At 41.4% G+C, this 21,453-nt stretch carries 19 protein-coding genes; 9 read left to right on the forward strand and 10 right to left on the reverse strand.

The window, feature by feature from the left end:
* The first annotated feature begins 31 nt into the window (after positions 1-31).
* The 4 genes from PJ15_RS07505 (at position 32) to PJ15_RS07520 (ending at position 6,101) form a co-directional block, all read left to right on the forward strand.
* Complete coding sequence (locus PJ15_RS07505; protein WP_171067077.1) at positions 32-1,255, forward strand: carbohydrate porin; 1,224 nt, start codon at positions 32-34, stop codon at positions 1,253-1,255.
* A 145-nt stretch (positions 1,256-1,400) separates the two neighbouring features.
* The gene (locus PJ15_RS07510; RefSeq protein WP_005259412.1) at positions 1,401-3,806 is read left to right on the forward strand and encodes a glucose/quinate/shikimate family membrane-bound PQQ-dependent dehydrogenase; all 2,406 of its coding nucleotides are present in this window, start codon (positions 1,401-1,403) and stop codon (positions 3,804-3,806) included.
* A 173-nt stretch (positions 3,807-3,979) separates the two neighbouring features.
* Entirely contained in the window at positions 3,980-5,623 is a 1,644-nt protein-coding gene (locus PJ15_RS07515; protein WP_047429436.1) for a nitrite/sulfite reductase, read from the forward strand.
* Positions 5,616-6,101 carry a DUF934 domain-containing protein gene (locus PJ15_RS07520; protein ID WP_005259410.1) on the forward strand — a complete coding sequence of 162 codons (486 nt, stop codon included), beginning with the start codon at positions 5,616-5,618 and terminating at the stop codon, positions 6,099-6,101. Before PJ15_RS07515 ends, PJ15_RS07520 begins: the two co-directional genes overlap by 8 nt.
* Positions 6,102-6,155: 54 nt before the next feature.
* Here PJ15_RS07520 and PJ15_RS07525 read toward each other — a convergent pair whose 3' ends face one another.
* The 3 genes from PJ15_RS07525 to PJ15_RS07535 all read right to left on the reverse strand — a co-directional run bounded on the left by PJ15_RS07525 (position 6,156) and on the right by PJ15_RS07535 (position 8,534).
* The gene (locus PJ15_RS07525) at positions 6,156-6,599 is read right to left on the reverse strand and encodes a VOC family protein (protein ID WP_047429439.1); all 444 of its coding nucleotides are present in this window, start codon (positions 6,597-6,599) and stop codon (positions 6,156-6,158) included.
* 132 nt (positions 6,600-6,731) lie between these two features.
* Complete coding sequence (locus PJ15_RS07530) at positions 6,732-7,907, reverse strand: thiolase family protein (protein ID WP_004775399.1); 1,176 nt, start codon at positions 7,905-7,907, stop codon at positions 6,732-6,734.
* A 111-nt stretch (positions 7,908-8,018) separates the two neighbouring features.
* Positions 8,019-8,534 (reverse strand): GspH/FimT family pseudopilin, encoded by a 516-nt coding sequence (locus PJ15_RS07535; protein ID WP_047429442.1) that lies wholly within the window; start codon positions 8,532-8,534, stop codon positions 8,019-8,021.
* Between the two features lie 366 nt (positions 8,535-8,900).
* Between PJ15_RS07535 and omp38 (PJ15_RS07540) the strand changes: the two genes are divergently transcribed.
* Positions 8,901-9,959 (forward strand): outer membrane protein Omp38, encoded by a 1,059-nt coding sequence (gene omp38, locus PJ15_RS07540; RefSeq protein WP_005259405.1) that lies wholly within the window; start codon positions 8,901-8,903, stop codon positions 9,957-9,959.
* 447 nt (positions 9,960-10,406) lie between these two features.
* Positions 10,407-11,435, forward strand: coding sequence for an outer membrane protein Omp38 (omp38, locus tag PJ15_RS07545; RefSeq protein ID WP_047429445.1), 1,029 nt, complete (start codon positions 10,407-10,409; stop codon positions 11,433-11,435).
* A 126-nt stretch (positions 11,436-11,561) separates the two neighbouring features.
* On the opposite strand, the gene PJ15_RS18610 is transcribed toward omp38 (PJ15_RS07545), so the two are convergent.
* The 5 genes from PJ15_RS18610 to PJ15_RS07565 all read right to left on the reverse strand — a co-directional run bounded on the left by PJ15_RS18610 (position 11,562) and on the right by PJ15_RS07565 (position 17,097).
* A complete protein-coding gene (locus PJ15_RS18610; RefSeq protein ID WP_171248575.1) occupies positions 11,562-11,720 on the reverse strand; it encodes a hypothetical protein in 159 nt (52 codons plus the stop codon).
* A gap of 4 nt (positions 11,721-11,724) precedes the next feature.
* Positions 11,725-12,930 (reverse strand): RtcB family protein, encoded by a 1,206-nt coding sequence (locus PJ15_RS07550; protein WP_047429448.1) that lies wholly within the window; start codon positions 12,928-12,930, stop codon positions 11,725-11,727.
* Between the two features lie 253 nt (positions 12,931-13,183).
* A complete protein-coding gene (locus PJ15_RS07555) occupies positions 13,184-14,641 on the reverse strand; it encodes an amino acid permease (RefSeq protein ID WP_005259390.1) in 1,458 nt (485 codons plus the stop codon).
* A gap of 18 nt (positions 14,642-14,659) precedes the next feature.
* Positions 14,660-15,676, reverse strand: coding sequence for a methyltransferase (locus tag PJ15_RS07560; RefSeq protein WP_047429452.1), 1,017 nt, complete (start codon positions 15,674-15,676; stop codon positions 14,660-14,662).
* 62 nt (positions 15,677-15,738) lie between these two features.
* Entirely contained in the window at positions 15,739-17,097 is a 1,359-nt protein-coding gene (locus tag PJ15_RS07565) for a uracil-xanthine permease family protein (protein WP_032863969.1), read from the reverse strand.
* Positions 17,098-17,271: 174 nt separating this feature from the next.
* Here PJ15_RS07565 and typA point away from each other — a divergent pair, with 174 nt between their 5' ends.
* The 3 genes from typA (at position 17,272) to PJ15_RS07580 (ending at position 20,237) form a co-directional block, all read left to right on the forward strand.
* Positions 17,272-19,107 carry a translational GTPase TypA gene (gene typA, locus PJ15_RS07570; RefSeq protein WP_004775386.1) on the forward strand — a complete coding sequence of 612 codons (1,836 nt, stop codon included), beginning with the start codon at positions 17,272-17,274 and terminating at the stop codon, positions 19,105-19,107.
* A 244-nt stretch (positions 19,108-19,351) separates the two neighbouring features.
* Positions 19,352-19,783 (forward strand): large conductance mechanosensitive channel protein MscL, encoded by a 432-nt coding sequence (gene mscL / locus PJ15_RS07575; protein WP_004775383.1) that lies wholly within the window; start codon positions 19,352-19,354, stop codon positions 19,781-19,783.
* A 121-nt stretch (positions 19,784-19,904) separates the two neighbouring features.
* Positions 19,905-20,237 carry a gamma-glutamylcyclotransferase family protein gene (locus PJ15_RS07580; RefSeq protein WP_047429455.1) on the forward strand — a complete coding sequence of 111 codons (333 nt, stop codon included), beginning with the start codon at positions 19,905-19,907 and terminating at the stop codon, positions 20,235-20,237.
* A 44-nt stretch (positions 20,238-20,281) separates the two neighbouring features.
* Here the strand turns inward: PJ15_RS07580 and PJ15_RS18720 are convergent, their stop codons facing one another.
* Both PJ15_RS18720 and mutM read right to left on the reverse strand, forming a co-directional pair.
* Entirely contained in the window at positions 20,282-20,572 is a 291-nt protein-coding gene (locus PJ15_RS18720; RefSeq protein ID WP_004775379.1) for a peptidylprolyl isomerase, read from the reverse strand.
* Positions 20,573-20,605: 33 nt separating this feature from the next.
* Complete coding sequence (mutM, locus tag PJ15_RS07590) at positions 20,606-21,427, reverse strand: bifunctional DNA-formamidopyrimidine glycosylase/DNA-(apurinic or apyrimidinic site) lyase (protein ID WP_004775378.1); 822 nt, start codon at positions 21,425-21,427, stop codon at positions 20,606-20,608.
* Between the last annotated feature and the right edge of the window lie 26 nt (positions 21,428-21,453).

A 21,453-nucleotide genomic window follows, 5' to 3' on the forward strand; every position in this document is an offset into this window, starting at 1 on the left:
TTACGTAAACATGACAATCTCGAAGTCATTGATTGTTTCTTGTTTATCCGTTCTATCATTGAGTCTTTTTGCACAACATACTCAAGCCGCTTCATCAGCCTTTGATCCGAATGGTCAATGGCTATTTGGTGATTGGAACGGTCAACGCACGGCGTTGCAAGAACAGGGTTACAAATTTTCTGCTGATTACACTGGTGAATTCGCAGGGGTTTTAGATTCTAAACAGCATTCAAGCCATGGCAGTGAATTTACTGGACAATTGGCTTTAGGTACACATTTCGATCTAAATAAGATTTTAGGTTGGCAAGATACTGAAGCACAGATCACGGTCACTTATCGTGATGGTCAATCTTTATCGCAAACGGCTGATGCATTACAGGGCCATTTGAGTTCTACACAAGAAGTGTGGGGGCGTGGTCAAACTTGGCGTCTAACAGACTTGTGGATCAAAAAGAAATTTTTAGATCAAGCTTTGGATATTAAAGTCGGTCGTTTTGGCGAAGGTGAAGATTTCAACAGCTTTGACTGTGATTTCCAGAACTTGGCTTTATGTGGTTCGCAAGTGGGTAACTGGGTAGGCGACCAATGGTATAACTGGCCTGTGAGTCAGTGGGCATTGCGTGTGAAGTACAACTTACAGCCAGATCTATACGCTCAAATCGGGGCTTATGAATATAACCCTGAAAACTTGCAACGTGGTAAAGGCTTTAATTTAAGTACTGATGGTTCACATGGTGCGATTATTCCAGCCGAAGTGGTCTGGACACCAAAACTCGGTGCATTGTCTTTACCGGGTGAATATCGTTTCGGCTACTACTACAGTACGGCTGATGCAGCGGAAATTGAGAATCCTGCCAAAACTGGACACAAACAAGGTGGCTGGTTCACTGTGAAGCAGCAGTTAACCCGTCATGACGGTCAGTCTGATCGTGGTTTAACTGGTTTTGTGAATGTCACAGTACATGATTCAAAAACTAATTCTGTCAAAGACATGCAAAATGTTGGTTTGATCTATAAAGGCTTACTTGACCAACGTCCGCAAGATGAACTTGCCCTAGGCGTAGCACGTATTCATGCCAATGATGATGCAAATGGTTTGTTGGATGAGGAATATAACACTGAGTTGTATTACGGCATTCACGCAACCAACTGGCTGACGATTCGTCCAAATATTCAATATGTCCACCATGTTGGCGCATTGAAAAATGGCGATAAGACATGGGTTGGCGGAATTAAGTTCCAAACCGTTTTCTAATTTCGATACTCGAGCAATTGTGCAGATGAAACTCATAAAGTGGGCCGTATCTGCACCATACTTGTTGTGATTTGAACTTCGACCATTAAGTGGATCATTCATCTTCTTAATGGATCTAAAAATACAAAAGATGCAAGGTGATCTTATGAATCAATCTGCTTCAAAATCTGGGCTAAGAACATTGACGGTGATTATTATCGCCCTCATTGCGTTGTTCTTGCTCATTGGCGGTATCTGGCTCGCTGCCATTGGCGGGTCTTTTTATTATGTGATTGCAGGTGTGCTGTTGCTCATTGTGGCAGTACAACTCTATAAACGTGCATCAGGCCCTTTATGGGTGTATGCCGCGCTCATGTTAGGCAGTGTGATCTGGGGTGTTTGGGAAGTTGGTACAGACTTCTGGGCACTTGCACCACGTCTAGATATTCTGGGTATCTTGGGTCTTTGGTTACTCGTTCCTGCGGTAACACGCGGTATTGATAATCTGGCATCAAGTAAAGTGGCTTTATCTTCAACTTTAGCGATTGCTATCGTGGTGATGGTGTACTCGATCTTTAATGATCCACAAGAAATCAATGGTGTGATTCAGACGCCGCAACCTGCACAAGCGAAAGCGGTTGAAGGCATTGCACCTGAAGATTGGCCAGCTTATGGTCGTAGTCAGGGTGGTGAACGTTATTCTCCATTGACACAGATCAATGATAAAAACGTCAAAGATCTTAAAGTGGCTTGGACATTACGTACCGGTGATTTCAGAACTGAAAATGATTCTGGTGAAACCACTAACCAAGTAACACCAATCAAGATTGGCAATAACATGTTTATGTGTACGCCACATCAACATTTAATCTCGATTGATCCTGCGACAGGTAAGGAAAAATGGCGTTTTGATCCTAAGCTCAAAACGGATAAAACTTTCCAGCACTTAACTTGTCGTGGTGTGATGTACTACGATGCTGCCAATACCACTGAATTTGCAACCAGTTTACAAGCGAAGAAGTCGACCTCAACCGAGTGTCCACGTAAAGTCTTTGTTCCTGTGAATGATGGTCGTTTGGTTGCAGTGAATGCAGATACAGGTAAGGCATGTTCTGACTTTGGTCAAAACGGTGAAGTGAACTTACAAGAGTTCATGCCATATGCGTATCCGGGTGGTTATAACCCGACATCTCCGGGTGTTGTGTCTGGTACGACCGTTGTTATCGCTGGATCTGTAACAGATAACCATTCGAATAAAGAGCCATCAGGTGTTATTCGTGGTTATGACGTGAACACAGGTAAATTATTATGGGTGTTTGATACAGGCGCTGCTGATCCAAATGCAATGCCAGGTCAAGACACTACATTTGTGCATAACTCACCAAACGCATGGGCGCCACTTGCCTATGATGCAAAACTGGACATCGTGTATGTACCAACAGGTGTAGGTACGCCAGATATTTGGGGTGGTGACCGTACAGAATTGAAAGAGCGTTATGCAAACTCAATGCTGGCGATCAATGCAACCACAGGTAAACTGGTATGGCATTTCCAGACCACACACCATGACTTGTGGGATATGGACGTACCATCACAACCTTCATTGGCGGATATTCAGGATAAATCTGGTCAAACAGTGCCTGCAATTTATGTGTTGACTAAAACAGGTAATGCCTTCGTTTTAGATCGTCGTAATGGTCAGCCAATTGTACCGATTACTGAAAAACCAGTACCGCAAACAGTGAAGTGGGGACCACAAACCAAAGGTGAGTTCTACGCTAAAACTCAACCATTCTCTGACTTTAACTTAGCACCGAAAGATAAGTTAACGGATAAAGACATGTGGGGTGCCACAATGTTTGACCAGTTAATGTGTCGTGTGAAATTTAAACGTTTGAACTATGATGGTATTTATACGCCACCTTCAGAAAACGGAACTTTAGTTTTCCCTGGTAACCTCGGTGTATTCGAGTGGGGCGGTATGTCTGTGAATGCTGATCGTCAGGTTGCAGTCATGAACCCGATTGGTTTGCCATTCGTGAGCCGTTTAATTCCAGCAGATCCAAACCGCGAGCCAGTTGCGCGTGGTGCGGGTACAGAACAAGGTATGCAACCGATGTATGGCACACCATACGGCGTTGATATCAGTCCGTTCCTGTCGCCATTCGGTTTGCCATGTAAACAACCTGGCTGGGGCTATGTTGCTGGTGTGGACTTGAAAACCCATGATGTAGTTTGGAAAAAACGTATCGGTACCATCCGTGACAGCTTGCCGAATCTATTCCAGTTACCGCCAGTGAAAATTGGTGTACCAGGTTTAGGTGGTTCAATCTCGACTGCGGGTAACGTAATGTTCGTTGGTGCAACCCAAGATAACTACATCCGTGCCTTCAATGTTTCAAATGGCGATAAGTTGTGGGAAGCACGTTTACCAGCAGGTGGACAAGCAACGCCAATGACTTATGAAGCCAATGGTAAACAGTATGTCGTGATTATGGCGGGTGGACATGGTTCATTCGGTACGAAAATGGGTGATTATCTCGTGGCTTATGCTTTGCCAGATAAGAACTAATTTCATTTAAAAATGATAGAGAAAAGCTCAGATTCGTCTGGGCTTTTTCTTTTTATGGCAATTAGATAGGCTTATCAATAAAACCGTTATTAAATATGCAAAAAAAGCATTTTGTTGATGAATGAAAGCTCGCTATGCTAGTCGCCTTTATAATGAATGACTAGCCATACGCCATGTATTTATATACGGATTTCGATCAACAACTGATTAACCAACGTGTTGCTCAGTTTCGTGATCAAACAGAACGCTATTTAGCAGGAAAATTAACAGAAGACGAATATCGTCCACTACGTTTGCAAAATGGTTTATACGTGCAGCGTTATGCGCCAATGCTCCGTATTGCTGTGCCGTATGGCTTGATGAATACCAAACAACTCAGAAAAATTGCTGAAATTGCGACGGAATATGACCGTGGTTATGCCCACGTTTCTACCCGTCAAAATATTCAGTTGAACTGGCCTGCATTAGAAAATGTACCTGATATCCTAGCTGAACTGGCAACAGTGCAAATGCATGCGGTACAAACTTCAGGTAACTGTATCCGTAATACCACCACCGACCAGTTTGCGGGTGTTGTAGCAGGTGAGATTGCTGATCCACGTCCAACGTGTGAATTGATTCGTCAGTGGAGTACTTTCCATCCTGAATTTGCGTTCTTACCACGTAAGTTCAAGATTGCAGTTTCAGCATTGCAAGAGAAAGACCGTGCTGCAACAGCATTCCACGATATCGGTGTATATCTGGTTCGTAATGACGCGGGTGAAATGGGCTATAAGATCATGGCTGGCGGTGGCTTAGGCCGTACTCCAATCATTGGTAGCATCATTCGTGAGTTCTTACCACGTGAAGATTTGATTGCTTATCTTGAAGCGACCTTACGTGTGTATAACTTGCATGGCCGTCGTGATAACAAATACAAAGCACGTATCAAGATTTTGGTGAAAGCATTAACACCAGAAGTATTTGCTCAAAAAGTAGAAGCTGAATTTGAACACACACGTGAAGCTTTGAAAATTCAACCTGAAATCTTGAAAAAAATGGATGAAGAATTTACACCATTTGATTATCAAGATCTGGAAGATCAAGACTTTACGGCTTTATTTTCTGAATATCCTAAATTCAAGCAATGGTTCAACGTCAATACCAACGCACATAAAGTGAAAGGCTATCGTATTGTTACGATTTCCCTGAAACGTGCAGGGGTTGCTCCGGGTGATGTCACTTCTGAAGAAATGAACTTAATTGCTGATTTGGCGGATAAGTACACCTTTGGTGAGTTCCGTACCACACATGAACAAAACATTTCATTGGTGGATGTACCACAAAAAGATTTATTTGAATTGTGGCAAACGCTTGAACATCACAACATGGCACGTGCGCATATCGGCTTTATTACCGATATTATTTGCTGCCCGGGTGGTGATTTCTGTTCATTGGCGAATGCGAAATCGATTCCAATTTCAGAAGCGATTAGCCGTCGTTTTGAAGATTTAGATACCATCTACAATCTTGGTGAGCTTGACCTGAATATCTCAGGTTGTATGAACGCTTGTGGTCATCACCATGTCGGTAATATCGGTATTCTGGGTGTTGATAAAAAAGGTGCTGAGTTCTATCAAATCACTTTAGGTGGTCATGCGGATCATGATGCATCTTTAGGCGATATCTTAGGCCCATCTTTTGCTGCAGATGCCGTACCTGATGTGATTGAGGAAATCTTGAATACTTACCTTGACTTGCGTAATGAAGGTGAGCGTTTTATTGATACCTATCGCCGTGTTGGCATTCAACCATTCAAGGAGCGTGCTTATGCTTAATACATCGCTACAAGTGCTTTCTAAAGATGGCACAATTGCAGACAATACTTATCAAGTTATTGCAGAAGATGGTGCGCTTCCACAAGGTGATGTTGTATTAACAACGGCACAACTTGATCAATTGGCACAGGTACAAGGCAAAAAAGCATTGTACATTACAGTAAACGATTCGCCTGAAACTCATCAATTTCCACTCAATGAATTTGATGCAATCTTCATTGAATTTGCGGGTTTCAATGATGGTCGTGGTTATTCATTTGCTGCATTGTTGCGTCGTCAAGGCTACCAAGGTGAATTGCGTGCGGTCGGTGATATCTTCAAGGATGTTTTAAATTATTTAAAACGTTCTGGCTTTGACACTTTTGTGGTGAAAGAAGGAAAGGATATTCATGAAGCCGCTGCTGGTCTTCAGGATTTTACCAATCCTTATCAGGCGTCAACTGCCGTACCTCAAGCAAGTTATCAGACTGGGGCTTAAGCCTTCTGAAATAAAAAAGCTGAACTCTGGTTCAGCTTTTTTATTTGATGTCGATTATTCATCGAGCTGACAATTGATCATCCATTTGATTCCGAACTGATCGGTAAAAGCGCCGTAGAGTGCACCCCAGAAGGTTTTTTCCAAGGGCATTTCAACTTGACCATTTACGGACAAGGCATCGAAAAGTCTTTGAGCATCCTCAAGTTCATCAGGATCTAGATTAATCGAAATATAATGATTATTGCCTTGGGTAAATACACTATGCGGGGCACAGAATTGATCGTTGACATCTGAAGCCATCAATACGGTAAATTCATTGATAGGTAGGGAAACATGTAGAATCAAGTTTTTATCAGCATCAGAAAGTGTGATTCCTTCTGTGGATGGCATATCACCATAACGGCTGAGCATGGCAAACTCACCGCCAAATACAGATTTATAAAAATTAAATGCCTGTTCGGTTTGTCCTTTAAAATTTAAATAATGATTGAGTTGCATGGGGGACGTCCTGTTGTTTTTTTATACAAAATATAACTTATCGGGAATTGCGCTATAGGTGCATTATTTTTTGTAATTCTCAAAACAAAAAATCCTGCGCTTGGCAGGATTTTTAAGTTATCAAATTGATACTTAGATCAATTCAATTGCAACCGCTGTTGCTTCACCACCACCGATACACAACGCTGCAACACCTTTTTTGCCGCCTGTGCGTTTAAGTGCATGAATGAGTGTAAGAATGATACGAGAACCAGTAGAGCCAACAGGGTGGCCCAGTGCACAAGCACCGCCATTGATATTCACTTTTTCTGCATCTAATTTGAAATCATCAATTGGGCACATGGTAACCATTGCAAATGCTTCATTGATTTCCCAAAGGTCAACTTCTTGTGCATCCCAGCCCGCTTTCTTCAATACTTTTTCAATCGCGCCCACAGGTGCAATGGTAAACTCTGAAGGGTGTTGTGAGTTTGAGGCAGTAGCAATAATTTTTGCCAAAGGCTGTAAGCCACGTTGCGCGGCAACATCACTAGAGGTTAAGACCAGTGCAGATGCACCATCTGAAATTGAGCTGGCATTGGCTGCGGTAATCGTACCGTCTTTTGCAAAAGCAGGTTTAAGTGATGGGATCTTGTCAATTTTTGCACTAAGCGGTTGTTCATCTTGATCAACAACCACATCGCCTTTACGCGTTGAAACCGTTACAGGCACGATCTCATCTTTAAAATAGCCTTCAGTGATTGCTTTTTGCGCGCGGTGTAAAGAACGGATCGCGAAGTCATCCATTTGTTCGCGAGTATAACTACGTTGATTTGCCATGTCCTGAGCAAAAGAACCCATCAAACGACCAGTTTCAGCATCTTCCAGACCATCTAGGAACATATGATCTTTAATTTCACCATGGCCCATACGGTAGCCACCACGTGCCTTAGGAAGAACGTATGGTGCATTGGTCATTGATTCCATACCACCAGCAACGACGATGTCTGCACTACCAGCCTTGATCATATCTGCTGCTTGCATCACCGCTTTCATGCCAGAACCACACAGCTTATTAATGGTGACTGCACCTGTAGAATCTGGTAATCCTGCCTTACGCATTGCTTGACGAGCTGGACCTTGTTTGAGACCAGCAGGTAATACGCAACCCATGATGACTTCTTCTACATCAGTGGGTTGTAGGCCAGAACGGGCAATTGCTTCTTTAATTGTTACTGCACCTAATTCAGGCGCTGTTACGCCAGAGAGTGCACCTTGGAAGCCGCCCATTGCAGTACGAGCGCCATTAACAATTACGATGTCAGTCATTATGTGTCTCCACACTTATAATTTATAAAAAATGTTCCAAACTTAAGCAGTATATTAAAAAAAGAACTGGAATAAAGCGTTTTACTTTTTTTAAGCTAGACTGAGGAGTTTTTAACAGCTGGATATTTTCTCAAAGCGAATATTTCCCATGCGGCTTAAGCGCATTTTACTGTGATAGTCAGGTGAAGTTGAACAATAGGTAAAAGTGCCATTTGCTGCAAAGGGGAGTCCATTTTCTCCCTGAAAAATGATCGCATAGGGTGTCGCACCAAAAGCACTATAATGTAGATGACCATATTTGAGATTCAGTGATACGGCAAAGAGTAAAGGTTCATTGTGATCTCGTTTTCTATTCTTATTGGTGTCAATGAAGCCGATAAAGCCCTTATTCCAGTCTTTGCCACAGTCAATCAGGTCATTACTTGGGCACAGCATCACATTTTTATGGTAAAGCTGTGCATCGGTTTTTGCTTTTTGTATATGAATTGTGAGGTTTCTTTTTAAGTGATTTGCTTCACCTGAAACCATTAAGTCGCGAAAATATGGTAGGGCGATATAGCTAAGAATCGCCAGAATACTGATAACGATAAGCAATTCACCCAATGTAAATCCATGTGGTCTAAACATGTTTTTCCTGTCTATTTTTATTAACTTTTTTATTAACAATATGTTAAGCATAAACGTTATTTGTTTTAATAAAAAACACTAACAAATAAGTTAAATATTACTTAAACATAGATTGATAAACAATAATCTATTCGCCGATGTATGAAAATTGAAAATTTACGGAACTACAACGGAAATTGTAAGCAATTTTGTCAATAATTTACGAGGTTAAAGTTATCAAGCACTTGGAAAATTCATCAAGTGTTTGTATGATTCAAAGTGAAGTGAATGGCTTAAAAATAATGTTGTAGAACATTAATGTTCTCAGTACGAAAAATCATAGGCTGAGCTTACACAACAAACAATTGTTATCTCTGGAGGATATCCATGAAATTGAGTCGTATTGCACTTGCTATGCTTGTTGCTGCTCCTTTAGCTGCTGCTAATGCTGGCGTAACAGTAACTCCATTAATGCTTGGTTACACATTCCAAGACACTAAACACAATAATGGTGATAAGCATTTAACAAATGGTCCTGAAATTCAGGATGATTTGTTTGTTGGTGCTGCATTAGGTATCGAGTTAACACCTTGGTTAGGCTTTGAAGCTGAATATAACCAAGTTAAAGGTGATGTTGACGGTACTGTTGCTAACGCTGAATACAAACAACAACAAATCAACGGTAACTTCTACGTTACTTCTGATTTGATCACTAAAAACTACGATAGCAAAATCAAGCCATATGTATTGTTAGGTGCTGGTCACTACAAATATAAATTTGATGATGCTACTGCTGCTGAATTCGGTCGTGCTGGTCGCGGTTTGAAAGAAGAAGGTACTTTAGGTAATGCTGGTTTTGGTGCTTTCTGGCGCTTAAACGATGCTTTATCTCTTCGTACAGAAGCTCGTGGTACTTATAACATCGATGAAGATTTCTGGAACTATACAGCACTTGCTGGCTTAAACGTAGTTCTTGGTGGTCACTTGAAACCTGCTGCTGCAGTAGTAGAAGTTACTCCAGTTGAACCAACTCCAGTTGCTCCACAACCACAAGAGTTGACTGAAGACCTTAACATGGAACTTCGCGTATTCTTCGATACGAACAAGTCTGACATCAAGCCACAATACAAGTCTGAAATTGCTAAAGTTGCAGAGAAGTTAGCTGAATACCCGAATGCGACAGCTCGTATTGAAGGTCACACAGATAACACTGGTCCACGTAAGTTAAACGAACGTTTATCTTTAGCGCGTGCTAACTCTGTTAAATCTTCACTTGTAAACGAATACAACGTTGATGCATCTCGTTTGTCTACTCAAGGTTTCGCTTGGGATCAACCGATTGCTGACAACAAAACTAAAGAAGGTCGTGCTATGAACCGTCGCGTATTCGCTGCGATTTCTGGTAGCCGTACTGTTCTAGTACAACCAGGTCAACAAGCTCAATAATTTGAGTTTTTGGACTGAATAAAAAAAGCGACTCGTTAGAGTCGCTTTTTTTATGGATAAAATGATGAGGTCTTATTGCTCAAGAAAATGGCTCATCATATTTAAAAGTACAACAAGATGGATTTAACTTCGTATGTTGTGTAGGAATTATTTAGCTTTATTGAAAAGATTTTGATAGCTTGTTAAAATTTTGATTAAAAAGTGATAAGCTCTCACAGCTTTGTTAGGTGTTGTTAAATTAGAATTTTCTAAGCTTTTTGAAGAGAAATAAATCGTTTTCAGTGGCTGCTGACTAAAATGTTATTAAATACTTGGAAAATTGATCAGGTATTTGTATGATTTAACATAAGGTGAATGACTGAAAAAGATACAACAAAACTATTTCTCAGCATTCAAAAGCTATTAGCGTTTAGAGAACAAACAATTTTTTGTTTTTGGAGGATATCCATGAAATTGAGTCGTATTGCACTTGCTATGCTTGTTGCTGCTCCTTTGGCTGCTGCGAATGCGGGCGTAACAGTAACTCCTTTAATGCTTGGTTATACAATGTTCGATACAGAACATAACAACCGTGGTCATAAAGGTCAATTAACTCCAAGCCCAGAGCTTGAAGATGATTTATTTGTTGGTGCTGCGCTAGGTGTAGAAATTACTCCTTGGTTAGGTGCTGAAGTTGAATATAGCCAGATTAAAGGCGACACAAGCACAAATAATGATTACAAAGGTCGTAACATTGCTGGTAATGCTTATGTTACTTCTGATTTGATTACTAAAAACTACGATAGCAAAATCAAGCCATACGTATTAGCTGGTGCTGGTCACTACAAATACGAAGGTGATGATATCTATGGCGGTAAGCAAGAAGGTACATTAGCTAATGCTGGTGGTGGTGTATTCTGGCGCTTAAATGATGCTTTATCTCTTCGTACAGAAGCTCGTGGTACTTATCACTTTGATGAGAAATTCTGGAACTATACAGCGCTTGCTGGCTTAAACGTAGTTCTTGGTGGTCACTTGAAACCTGCTGCGCCAGTCGTAGAAGTTGCTCCAGTTGAGCCAACTCCAGTTGCTCCACAACCACAAGAGTTGACTGAAGACCTTAACATGGAACTTCGCGTATTCTTCGATACGAACAAGTCTGACATCAAGCCACAATACAAAACTGAAATTGCTAAAGTTGCAGAGAAGTTAGCTGAATACCCGAATGCGACAGCTCGTATTGAAGGTCACACAGATAACACTGGTCCACGTAAGTTAAACGAACGTTTATCTTTAGCGCGTGCTAACTCTGTTAAATCTTCACTTGTAAATGAATACAATGTTGATGCATCTCGTTTGTCTACTCAAGGTTTCGCTTGGGACCAACCGGTTGCTGACAACAAAACTAAAGAAGGTCGTGCTATGAACCGTCGCGTATTCGCTGCGATCACTGGTAGCCGTACTGTTCTAGTACAACCAGGTCAACAAGCTCAATAATTTGAGTTTTTGAACTGAATAAAAAAGCGACTCGTCAGAGTCGCTTTTTTATTTGAGATATATACGTAATTAGACATTGGTAGCTCCTTTTTTCTGTTCATTTGTTTAATGCATTGAGTGGATTAGTTACCAGCTTTGTTTTTTTAGCTGTTGCTTAGTATTTTGTCTATCACGACGGTGTTGTGCTCTCGGTTTTTCAGTTTCATGAACTCCACCTTTATGCAGTAGGGGGGAGAGTGCAACAGGATTGCGTACATTGATTTTGGGCATTTCTTTCAGTTTCATAGAATTAACCTTTAATACATAAAATTTGCTTGAGTGTGTGCACAATTTCGATCAAATCTGATTGATTTGCCATAACTTGATCAATGTCTTTATATGCACTTGGAATTTCATCAATAACACCACTGTCTTTTCGGCATTCGATACCTTGCGTTTGCTGAATCAAGTCATCTTGGCTGAAAAGTAGTTTTGCTTTGCTGCGACTCATCTTTCGTCCTGCGCCATGTGAACATGAGCAGAAGGATTCAGGATTGGCCTTACCTCTAACGATAAAGGAACGTGCACCCATGGAGCCTGGGATAATGCCTAATTCATCTAGGCCAGCACGAATGGCACCTTTCCGCGTAATCAGCAAGTCCTCCCCATAATGGTTTTCTTGGCTGACATAGTTGTGGTGGCAGTTAATTGCTTCTTTGGTCATCTGAAAGGGCGGTAGCAGCGGACGAATCGCCTCTAAAATCAGACGCATCATTTCACGTCTATTTTCAAAAGCGTATTCCTGCGCCCACTCAACTGCTTCCACATAATCATTAAAGCTATTTGAACCTTCCGCAAAATAGCTCAAATCTTTATCTGGTACATGTCCAAATCGATGTTGAGCCTCTTTCTTGGCAAGTTCGATGAAATAAGTGCCAATCACATTGCCTAAACCACGGCTGCCTGAATGCAGCATTACCCAGACATCCTGATTTTCATCAAGGCAGAGCTCAATAAAGTGATTACCACCTCCTAAGGTACCGAGCTGTTTTTGCCAAGTCGCATCAAACTTCCTGAGCATGCGAACAAGGCCCGAATGTTTATTAATGATGGGTTGTAAGCGTTTTTCAAGTGGAATAATCGTCGAAGCTTTTGCTTTAACCTGCTTGTGTAATTCAAAACCTACGGGGACTTTACGTTCGATCGCATGACGTAGTGGTGTGAGATTGTCTGGAAGCTGTGAGGCTTTTAAATTGAGCCGTATCGCATTCATACCACAACCAATATCCACACCGACAGCGGCAGGGATGATTGCATTTTTAGTGGGGATTACACTACCGACAGTGGCACCTTTGCCCACATGTACATCAGGCATCACGGCAATATGTGAATAAACAAATTGCAGTTGTGCCATTTTTTTCAGTTGTTCAATACTTTCGCTATCAATATCGTTCGTGAAGATTTTCACTGGAACGCCATATTGAGCATCAGCATTGAGTATTTTTTGTATGCCCATTTTCTTGTCTCGGGATATTTTAATTTTTCGTCCGAACAGGCATAAAAAAACCTAGCGAATGCCAGGTTAAATAAAGCATTCGGACAAGTGATCAATCGATTTGTACACTTGTCCGTGAGTCGACAGTGCCAAATCTTATCGTGTAGTTCCTGATTGTAATGGCATGCTGTCCTCCTCCTATGATGTGGTGTCGTTGAAAATATGAGCGAAATTTTACTCATATTTTCATTGGGGTCAAGTGAAAAGTATTTTTTTATTCGCCTTCTTTCACATTCATGTCTTTATACGCAATCAGTTTGGTCTTGTGTTTCCACTTATAACCTAGCCAGATTGCCAAGAATAATGGAATGCTGATATAGGTTGAAACTAAACCTAACCAGTCAATTTTTCCACCAAGTAAAGCTTGATAGTTTTGACCTAATATAATGATTGAACAAAGAATAAATGCAAACCATGGGGCAAATGGGAAGAACTTGGCACGATAAGCAAGGTCTTCAACTTTATAGCCTTGAGCGATATAACCTTTACGGAAACGGTAGTGTGAAATTGCAATCCCTAACCAAACAATGAAGCCACACATACCAGACATGTTAAGTAGCCAGTTAAAGACTTGTTTCTCTCCAATAAAGGTGGTTAGGAAGCACAGGGCGGCAACAGCAGTCGTCGCATAAAGCGCATTCATTGGCACGCCGCGGCCATCCAGTCTTGAGAACCACTTCGGTGCACGGCCTTCTTTTGCCATGTCAAATAGCATACGGGTAGAAGAGTACATGCCTGAGTTACCCGCAGACAGAATTGCGCTGAGAATCACTGCATTCATTAAGCTAGCTGCAAAAGCGAAACCTGCTTTTTCATACAATAAAGTGAATGGTGAAAGGGCAATATCTTCGCTTTGAGCTGCTTTTAACAACAGTGGATCATCATAGCTGACTAATGTACCGATGATGAAAATACAAAGGATATAGAACAGTAGAATACGCCAGAAGATTTGCTTGATTGCCAATGGAATGGTCTTTTTCGGATCTTTTGATTCACCTGCTGCAACCCCGACCATTTCAGTACCCTGAAAGGAGAATCCGGCAATCATGGCCACACCAATCAATGCTTGGAACCCACCAACAAAAGGGGCTTCTTTATATGTCCAGTGCTGAAATACCGATACATTAGGTGTCATCATGATTTTAGCAATCATCCAGATACCAATGACGATAAACACAATAATGGCAACGACCTTGATCAACGAGAATAAGAATTCACTTTCACCAAAACCTTTGACTGTTAGAGCGTTAATTCCAAAAATAATGGCAAGGAAGATGGCGCTCCAGTAGAACCCTGGGATATCGGGAAACCAGAACTTCATAATGAACTGTACTGCAACCAGTTCGAAAGCCACAGTAATAGCCCAGTTGTACCAGTAGTTCCAACCTAAGGCGAAACCAAAGCCATCTTCGACATAACGGCTGCCATAGGTAAAGAATGCACCAGACGTTGGATTATGCGTCGCTAATTCGCCTAAACTGGTCATCAAGAAATAAATCATGATACCGATCAGGGCATAAGCCAATAACGCACCACCAGGACCTGCATTGGCAATGGTTGAACCTGAAGCGAGGAATAAGCCTGTGCCGATCGATCCACCAATGGCAATCATGTTCAGGTGACGTGCCCCGAGCTTACGCTGTAGGTGTTGAGGAGCAGATGTATCGCTCATAAAAATTCCTTAAAATGTTTATTTTGCACAGGCATATAACACCTTGAATCCTTGTTGATCAGCTTTCACCATACATTGACCAAAACTTTGTTCAATGAGAGGGGGGTAGTTCAGAAAACGGTTTGCCACGATCCATAATTCACCTGAATTTTTCAGATGTACGCTCGCAAGTTGGCAAAGTTCTTCACTTGCATCGTAATTGGTATGAATCCCCTGATGAAAGGGTGGATTGCTTACGATCGCATCCAGATCTTTGGGTGCATCTCTAAAACCTGTAACTGGTTGTAGAGTTAACTGATTGAGATCCAGATTATTTTTCTGAAATGTCAGTTCAGTTGAACGTAAAGCAAATGCATCAACATCAAGTGCAAAAATTTGCTGGTTCTGATTTAGCTTGGCTAAATAAGCGCTAATAATTCCAGCACCACAACCAAAGTCGGCAATCTTACCTGATTTTACTTGACTAAGGTAAGGGACTAATACCGCTGTTCCGACATCTAAATGATCTTGACTAAAGACACCCGGCAGGGCACAAACCTTTAACTGATCCTGATCTATTTGAACTGTATAGCTTTTTAACCAATGTTCAAGTGGTTTCAACTGTTCAGTTTTTTCGATCTTCATTTGCCAGAATTGGCAGTGACGTGCGCTATCCAGCTTTAGCGTTTTACCATAGGGTTGTAGTTGTTTTGCTGCCCGTTCTACACCGCCTTTCTTTTCACCGACGAGAAAAACATTTTGCCCAAGTTTGAGATGGCTCACCACAACATGCAGAATATAATTCAATAACTCTTTTGATTTAGGGACAAAAATTACGACCTGATCAAAGCTGGCTTGCGGAAACTCAACGGAAAAATGTGAGTGAATGCCAGCATTTTGAAAACCTTGATGATCAGCATAATTCCAGGTCCAAACCGATGCCTGAACCTGATCTGGTAAATTTTTTGCGAGCTGATCATTAGGCGCATTAATCAGTAAGACGTGCCCATTTAAATAATCTTGCTGTCTGATGACAACTTCACTACGTGGATCCATTTTGATCTCTCATCAAAAACAAAGCCCAGTCGTGAAACTGGGCACTTGAAGTTGTTTGTGGATTACTTATGTGTTTCAGGTAAAACAATATTTAAAATCAAGGCTGCGATACCGCCTGTTGCCACACCTGAGCTAAAAATATTTTTAAATAACTCTGGCAAGTGCTCAAGGATTTGAGGAACTTGAGCAACACCGAGACCGAGAGCAAGTGAAATGGCAATAATCAGCAAGGCACGACGGTCAAGATGAATACTTGAAAGAATGTTGATGCCAGAAGCAGCAACTGCGCCGAACATGACCATTACGGCGCCACCTAGTACCGCTTGAGGAACTGCTTGAATCACGGCAGCAACAGCAGGGAATAAGCCCAGAATAATCAGTAATACCGCAATCCAGATCCCTACATAGCGACTTGCGACACCTGTAAGTTGAATCACACCATTATTTTGTGCAAACACTGAACTTGGGAAGGTATTGAAGATCCCTGCCAAGAATGAGTTTGCACCATTGACCAGTACACCACCTTTGATTCGTTGCATCCAGACTGGACCGTCAACAGGCTGATTAGAAATTTTACTGGTTGCGGTTACATCACCAATTGCTTCAAGGGATGTTACCAAATAAATAAATGCCATCGGAATGAACAAGCTCCAAGAGAAACTCAATCCAAAATGCATTGGTGTAGGAATTTGAACTAAAGGAGCATCTTGTAGAACAGCAAAGTTTAAATGTCCCATGAAGCCAGCAAGGATATAACCGATCACTAAAGCAATGAGAATGGCTGAACTTTTGACCCAGATAATTCGAATACGGTTAAGAAGGATGATAATGGCCAGCACAGTACAAGACATGATCAGGTTATCGGCATTGGCAAAAGTATTATCCTGCATTGCAGTATAACCACCGCCCATGCTGATCAGACCTTCTTTAATTAAGGTTAAGCCAATCAGAAGTACAACAATGCCTGTCACCAATGGTGTAATCAGCTTTTTCACCCATGGTAAAATTCGAGAAACGCCCATTTCAATGAATGAACCCGCAATGACGACACCAAAAATGGCAGCCATCACTTGTTCAACTGGCGTGCCTGCCGCAACCATTGCGCTACCAATACCGATGATCGGGCCAATAAAATTAAAACTTGTACCCTGAACAATTAAAAGTCCTGCACCAAATGGGCCAACTTTTTTACATTGTAAGAATGTTGCGATACCCGAGATGATCAATGACATGGAAAGGATCATGTTGGTGTCTTCGCGAGAGACGCCAAGTGCCAGACAAATCAATAATCCAGGGGTGACAATCGGGACTAAAATCGCCAAAAGATGCTGTAAAGCGGCTAAAAATGCAACAAAAGGTTTCGGTCGGTCGTTGAGTCCGTAGACCAGATCAAGCTGCTGCTGAGGTTGTGAATTCGACATGGGAGTATAAAAAGCGAGAGGCATTAGCCCAATATTCTAATAGAGTTAGCTCGCTTTACCAACGATTCAATGACACTTCGTCAGAAAAAAAGTGCACTGTCAATAAACTGTCACTACTAAAGTGTAGTATTTTTCTGTATAATTTGCCCTCAAATTTAAAGCGTATCGAATTACATGTCAGATATTAAAACTCTCCGTAACATTGCCATTATTGCGCACGTCGATCATGGTAAGACGACTTTAGTCGACAAACTTTTACAACAATCAGGTGCTCTTGGTGATCGCGCAGGCGAGATTGAACGTGTTATGGATTCTAACGCGCTTGAGTCTGAACGTGGTATTACCATTCTTGCAAAAAACACTGCAATCAAATGGTTAGATGCACGTACAAACACCGAATATCGCATTAACATCGTGGACACCCCGGGACACGCCGACTTCGGTGGTGAAGTGGAACGTGTAATGTCGATGGTTGACTGTGTATTACTTCTTGTTGACTCTCAAGAAGGTCCAATGCCACAAACTCGTTTCGTAACGCAAAAAGCGTTCGCGCGTGGTTTGAAACCAATCGTAATTATCAACAAAGTTGACAAGCCAAGCGCGCGTCCAGACTGGGTTATTGATCAAGTTTTTGATTTGTTTGATAATCTTGGTGGTAGCGACGAACAGTTAGACTTCCCAGTTGTCTATGCTTCTGGTCTTCGTGGTGTTGCAGGTCCTTCACCAGAAGAATTAGCGGAAGATATGACGCCGTTGTTCCAAACAATCGTAGATATCGTTGAACCACCAGCAGTTGATGTTGATGGTCCATTCCAAATGCAGATTTCATCACTTGACTATAACAGTTTCGTAGGTGTTATCGGTGTTGGTCGTATTCAACGTGGTTCTGTAAAATTAAATACACCTGTTACTGTTATCGATAAAGATGGTAATACACGTAACGGCCGTATCTTAAAAATCATGGGTTACCATGGTTTAGAGCGTGTTGATGTTGAATCAGCTTCAGCTGGCGACATTATCTGTATTACGGGTATTGATGCATTAAACATTTCTGACACGATTTGTGATCCTAAAAATGTTGAAGCATTACCAGCATTGTCTGTAGATGAACCGACCGTATCGATGACTTTCCAAGTAAACAACTCACCGTTTGCTGGTAAAGAAGGTAAATTCGTTACTTCACGTAACATCCGTGAACGTCTTGACCGTGAATTGATTCATAACGTAGCACTTCGTGTTGAAGATACTGACAGCCCAGACCGTTTCAAGGTTTCAGGCCGTGGTGAACTTCACCTTTCAGTTTTAATTGAAAACATGCGTCGTGAAGGCTTCGAAATGGGCGTATCACGTCCACAAGTGATCATGAAAGAAATCGATGGCGAAAAACAAGAGCCATACGAAAACGTAACTTTTGACGTTGAAGAACAGCATCAAGGTTCTGTAATGGAACAAATGGGCTTCCGTAAAGGCGAAATGACCAATATGGAAGTTGACGGTAAAGGCCGTATCCGTATTGAAGCAACTGTACCTTCACGTGGTTTGATTGGTTTCCGTTCTGAATTCTTAACGATGACTTCAGGTACAGGGATCATGACATCAAGCTTCTCGCACTACGGTCCAGCAAAAGCAGGTACTGTTGCGAAACGTCAAAATGGTGTGTTGATTTCTATGGTTCAAGGTACTTGCTTGGGCTATGCATTATTCACACTTCAAGACCGTGGTCGTTTATTCGCTAAGCCACAGTTAGAAGTGTATGAAGGTATGATCATTGGTATTAACTCGCGTTCTGACGATATGGTTGTAAACCCAACCAAAGCGAAGCAGTTAACTAACGTTCGTGCATCAGGTACTGATGAAGCTTTAACTTTAACGCCTGCAATGGAATACACGCTTGAACAAGCGCTTGAATTCATTCAGGATGATGAGTTAGTTGAAGTAACACCAAAATCGATTCGTATCCGTAAGCGTTACTTAACTGAAAACGAACGTAAACGTAATCGTGATAAATAATTTTTCTTCGTGAAAAATGCAGAAACCGCTAAATTTATTTAGCGGTTTTTTTATGCCTTTAAATTCATTGAGATGTGTCCTATAAGTTCATCTTTTTATTGGGATAAAATATGTTGTTAAAGTGTGAAATGACTTTCTTTTTTCCATAAAAATATTAAATTATCTTCATTATGATGAATAACTGCGTCTGTGTAATAAACAATGCAAAAACAGGCTGCGATCAAGTTCAACTCTGGAGAGTGATATGAGTATTATTAAAGAATTTAAAGAGTTTGCCATCAAAGGCAATATGATGGATTTAGCGATTGGTGTCATTATTGGTGGTGCTTTCGGTAAAATCATTGACTCATTGGTAAAAGATATTGTGATGCCAGTGATTTCATGGATCTTGGGTGGTGAAGTGGACTACACCAACTGGTTCCTGATCTTGGGCGATAACCCAACCAACATTACAACACTCAAAGCAGCACAAGATGCTGGATTGAACGTATTTGCATATGGTAACTTCTTAACCATCTTGATTAACTTCCTGCTATTGGCTTGGGTCGTATTCTTGTTGGTGAAAGTGATGAACCGTATTCGTAAGCAAGAAGAAGCGGCGCCTGAGCCAGAAGCAACACCAGAAGATGTTCAATTGTTGCGTGAAATTCGTGATGAATTGAAAAAGCAGGGCTGATCACTCAGCTTATGAAAAAACGGTATCCTAGATGCCGTTTTTTATTGTCGGCAAAATAGATAGAGGACGATGCACATTTTCATTTTAAAATACAGTGCAGATTAAAAAGAGGGGGAGATTGATGAATCGATTATTTGTATATGGCACTTTATGTCCAAATCGCGAAAATGCACATATTTTAGGGGAGATTGGGGGAGACTGGCAGCCTGCTATGGTCCATGGAACCATTCATATCCTTGACTGGGGGCCAGATCAAGGTTTACCTGCAATGGTTTTAAACCCGAATGACCCTTTGGTTGAAGGCTATTTGTTTAGTACTGAAAAACTAGAACAGAACTGGCAAATGCTGGATGATTTTGAAGGCATGCAATATCAAAGAGTACAAACTCAAGTCCAGTTAGCAACAGGTGAAACCATTACCGCATGGACTTATGTCATGAAAGAACAAGAGTAGTCGGAAAAGAGGTGAGCTTAACGGCCAGTTTAAGCTCGATCTGCCTACCTTAAATTTCCCATACGGAATTTAACTTCCAATAGATGAAAACCAAACTGGCTTTTTACAGGGCCATGTAAAACCCGTTCTGCTGCAGTAAATACTAATTTATCAATAACAGGAACCAACTGACCCTTTCTCACTTCACCGAGCTCGCCACCACGTTTGGCAGAGTTGCAGGTAGAATATTGCTTGGCAATTTTGGCAAAATCAGCACCTGACTGAATGCGCTTTTTTAGCTGTTCAGCCAGATCTTTATCTTTTACGAGAATATGTCGAACAATTGCAGTTTGCATAAAGTTGTTCTCCTTCAATACATCTTAAATCGTTTAAGTTTTCTTTCGCTTTAAAGGCTGGCATTGTGGGCAGAATACACTGGCACGTTGACCTAACTTCAAGTTTTCCAATGTGGTCTCGCAATTAACGCACATTTCTCCAGCACGACCATAAGCAAGGAGGGTTTGTTGGAAATATCCGTTTTCACCCATCGCATTACTGTAATCACGTAAAGTTGAACCACCTAATTCAATGGCTTGTTTTAAGATGCGTTTAACTTCAATCACCAGCTTTTCCACTTGTACCTTACTTAAGGTAGATGCTGGTTGTGCTGGATGTACGCCAATATTGAACAGGCTTTCAGTTGCATAAATATTGCCAACACCAACCACCACATGGTTATCCATTAAAGCAATTTTAATGCCGACATTTTTTTTACTGAGCTTTTCACGCAGATAGTTGGCATTGAAATCTTCACTCAGAGGTTCTGGACCCAGTGTATCAATCAGCTTGCTTTGATTATCTGGATCGAGCCAAAGAATACAGCCAAAACGCCGTGGATCATGATAACGGAGCTGTTGATCTTCAAAGTCAATGATGAGGTGATCATGCTTTCTCAGTTCATCATTCGGTTGGCACAGGCGGAAACTACCTGACATACCTAAATGCCAAAGCATTTGATCTTGTTCAAATTCGGCCAGAATATATTTGGAACGACGCTTAAGCGCAGTTAAACGTTGCCCCACCAATTTTTCCAGATCATTGGGGATGGGCCAACGTAAGCTCGAATTAAAGACTTGAACAGCTTGAACGCGTTGCTCTAGTAGCGGGAGTAAACTGGTTTTGGTAGTTTCAACTTCAGGAAGTTCGGGCATGGTGTACTCAAGTTGTTTCAACAACA

It is taken from the genome of Acinetobacter sp. neg1, from assembly GCF_000788125.1.
GTDB classification, from domain to species: domain Bacteria; phylum Pseudomonadota; class Gammaproteobacteria; order Pseudomonadales; family Moraxellaceae; genus Acinetobacter; species Acinetobacter vivianii.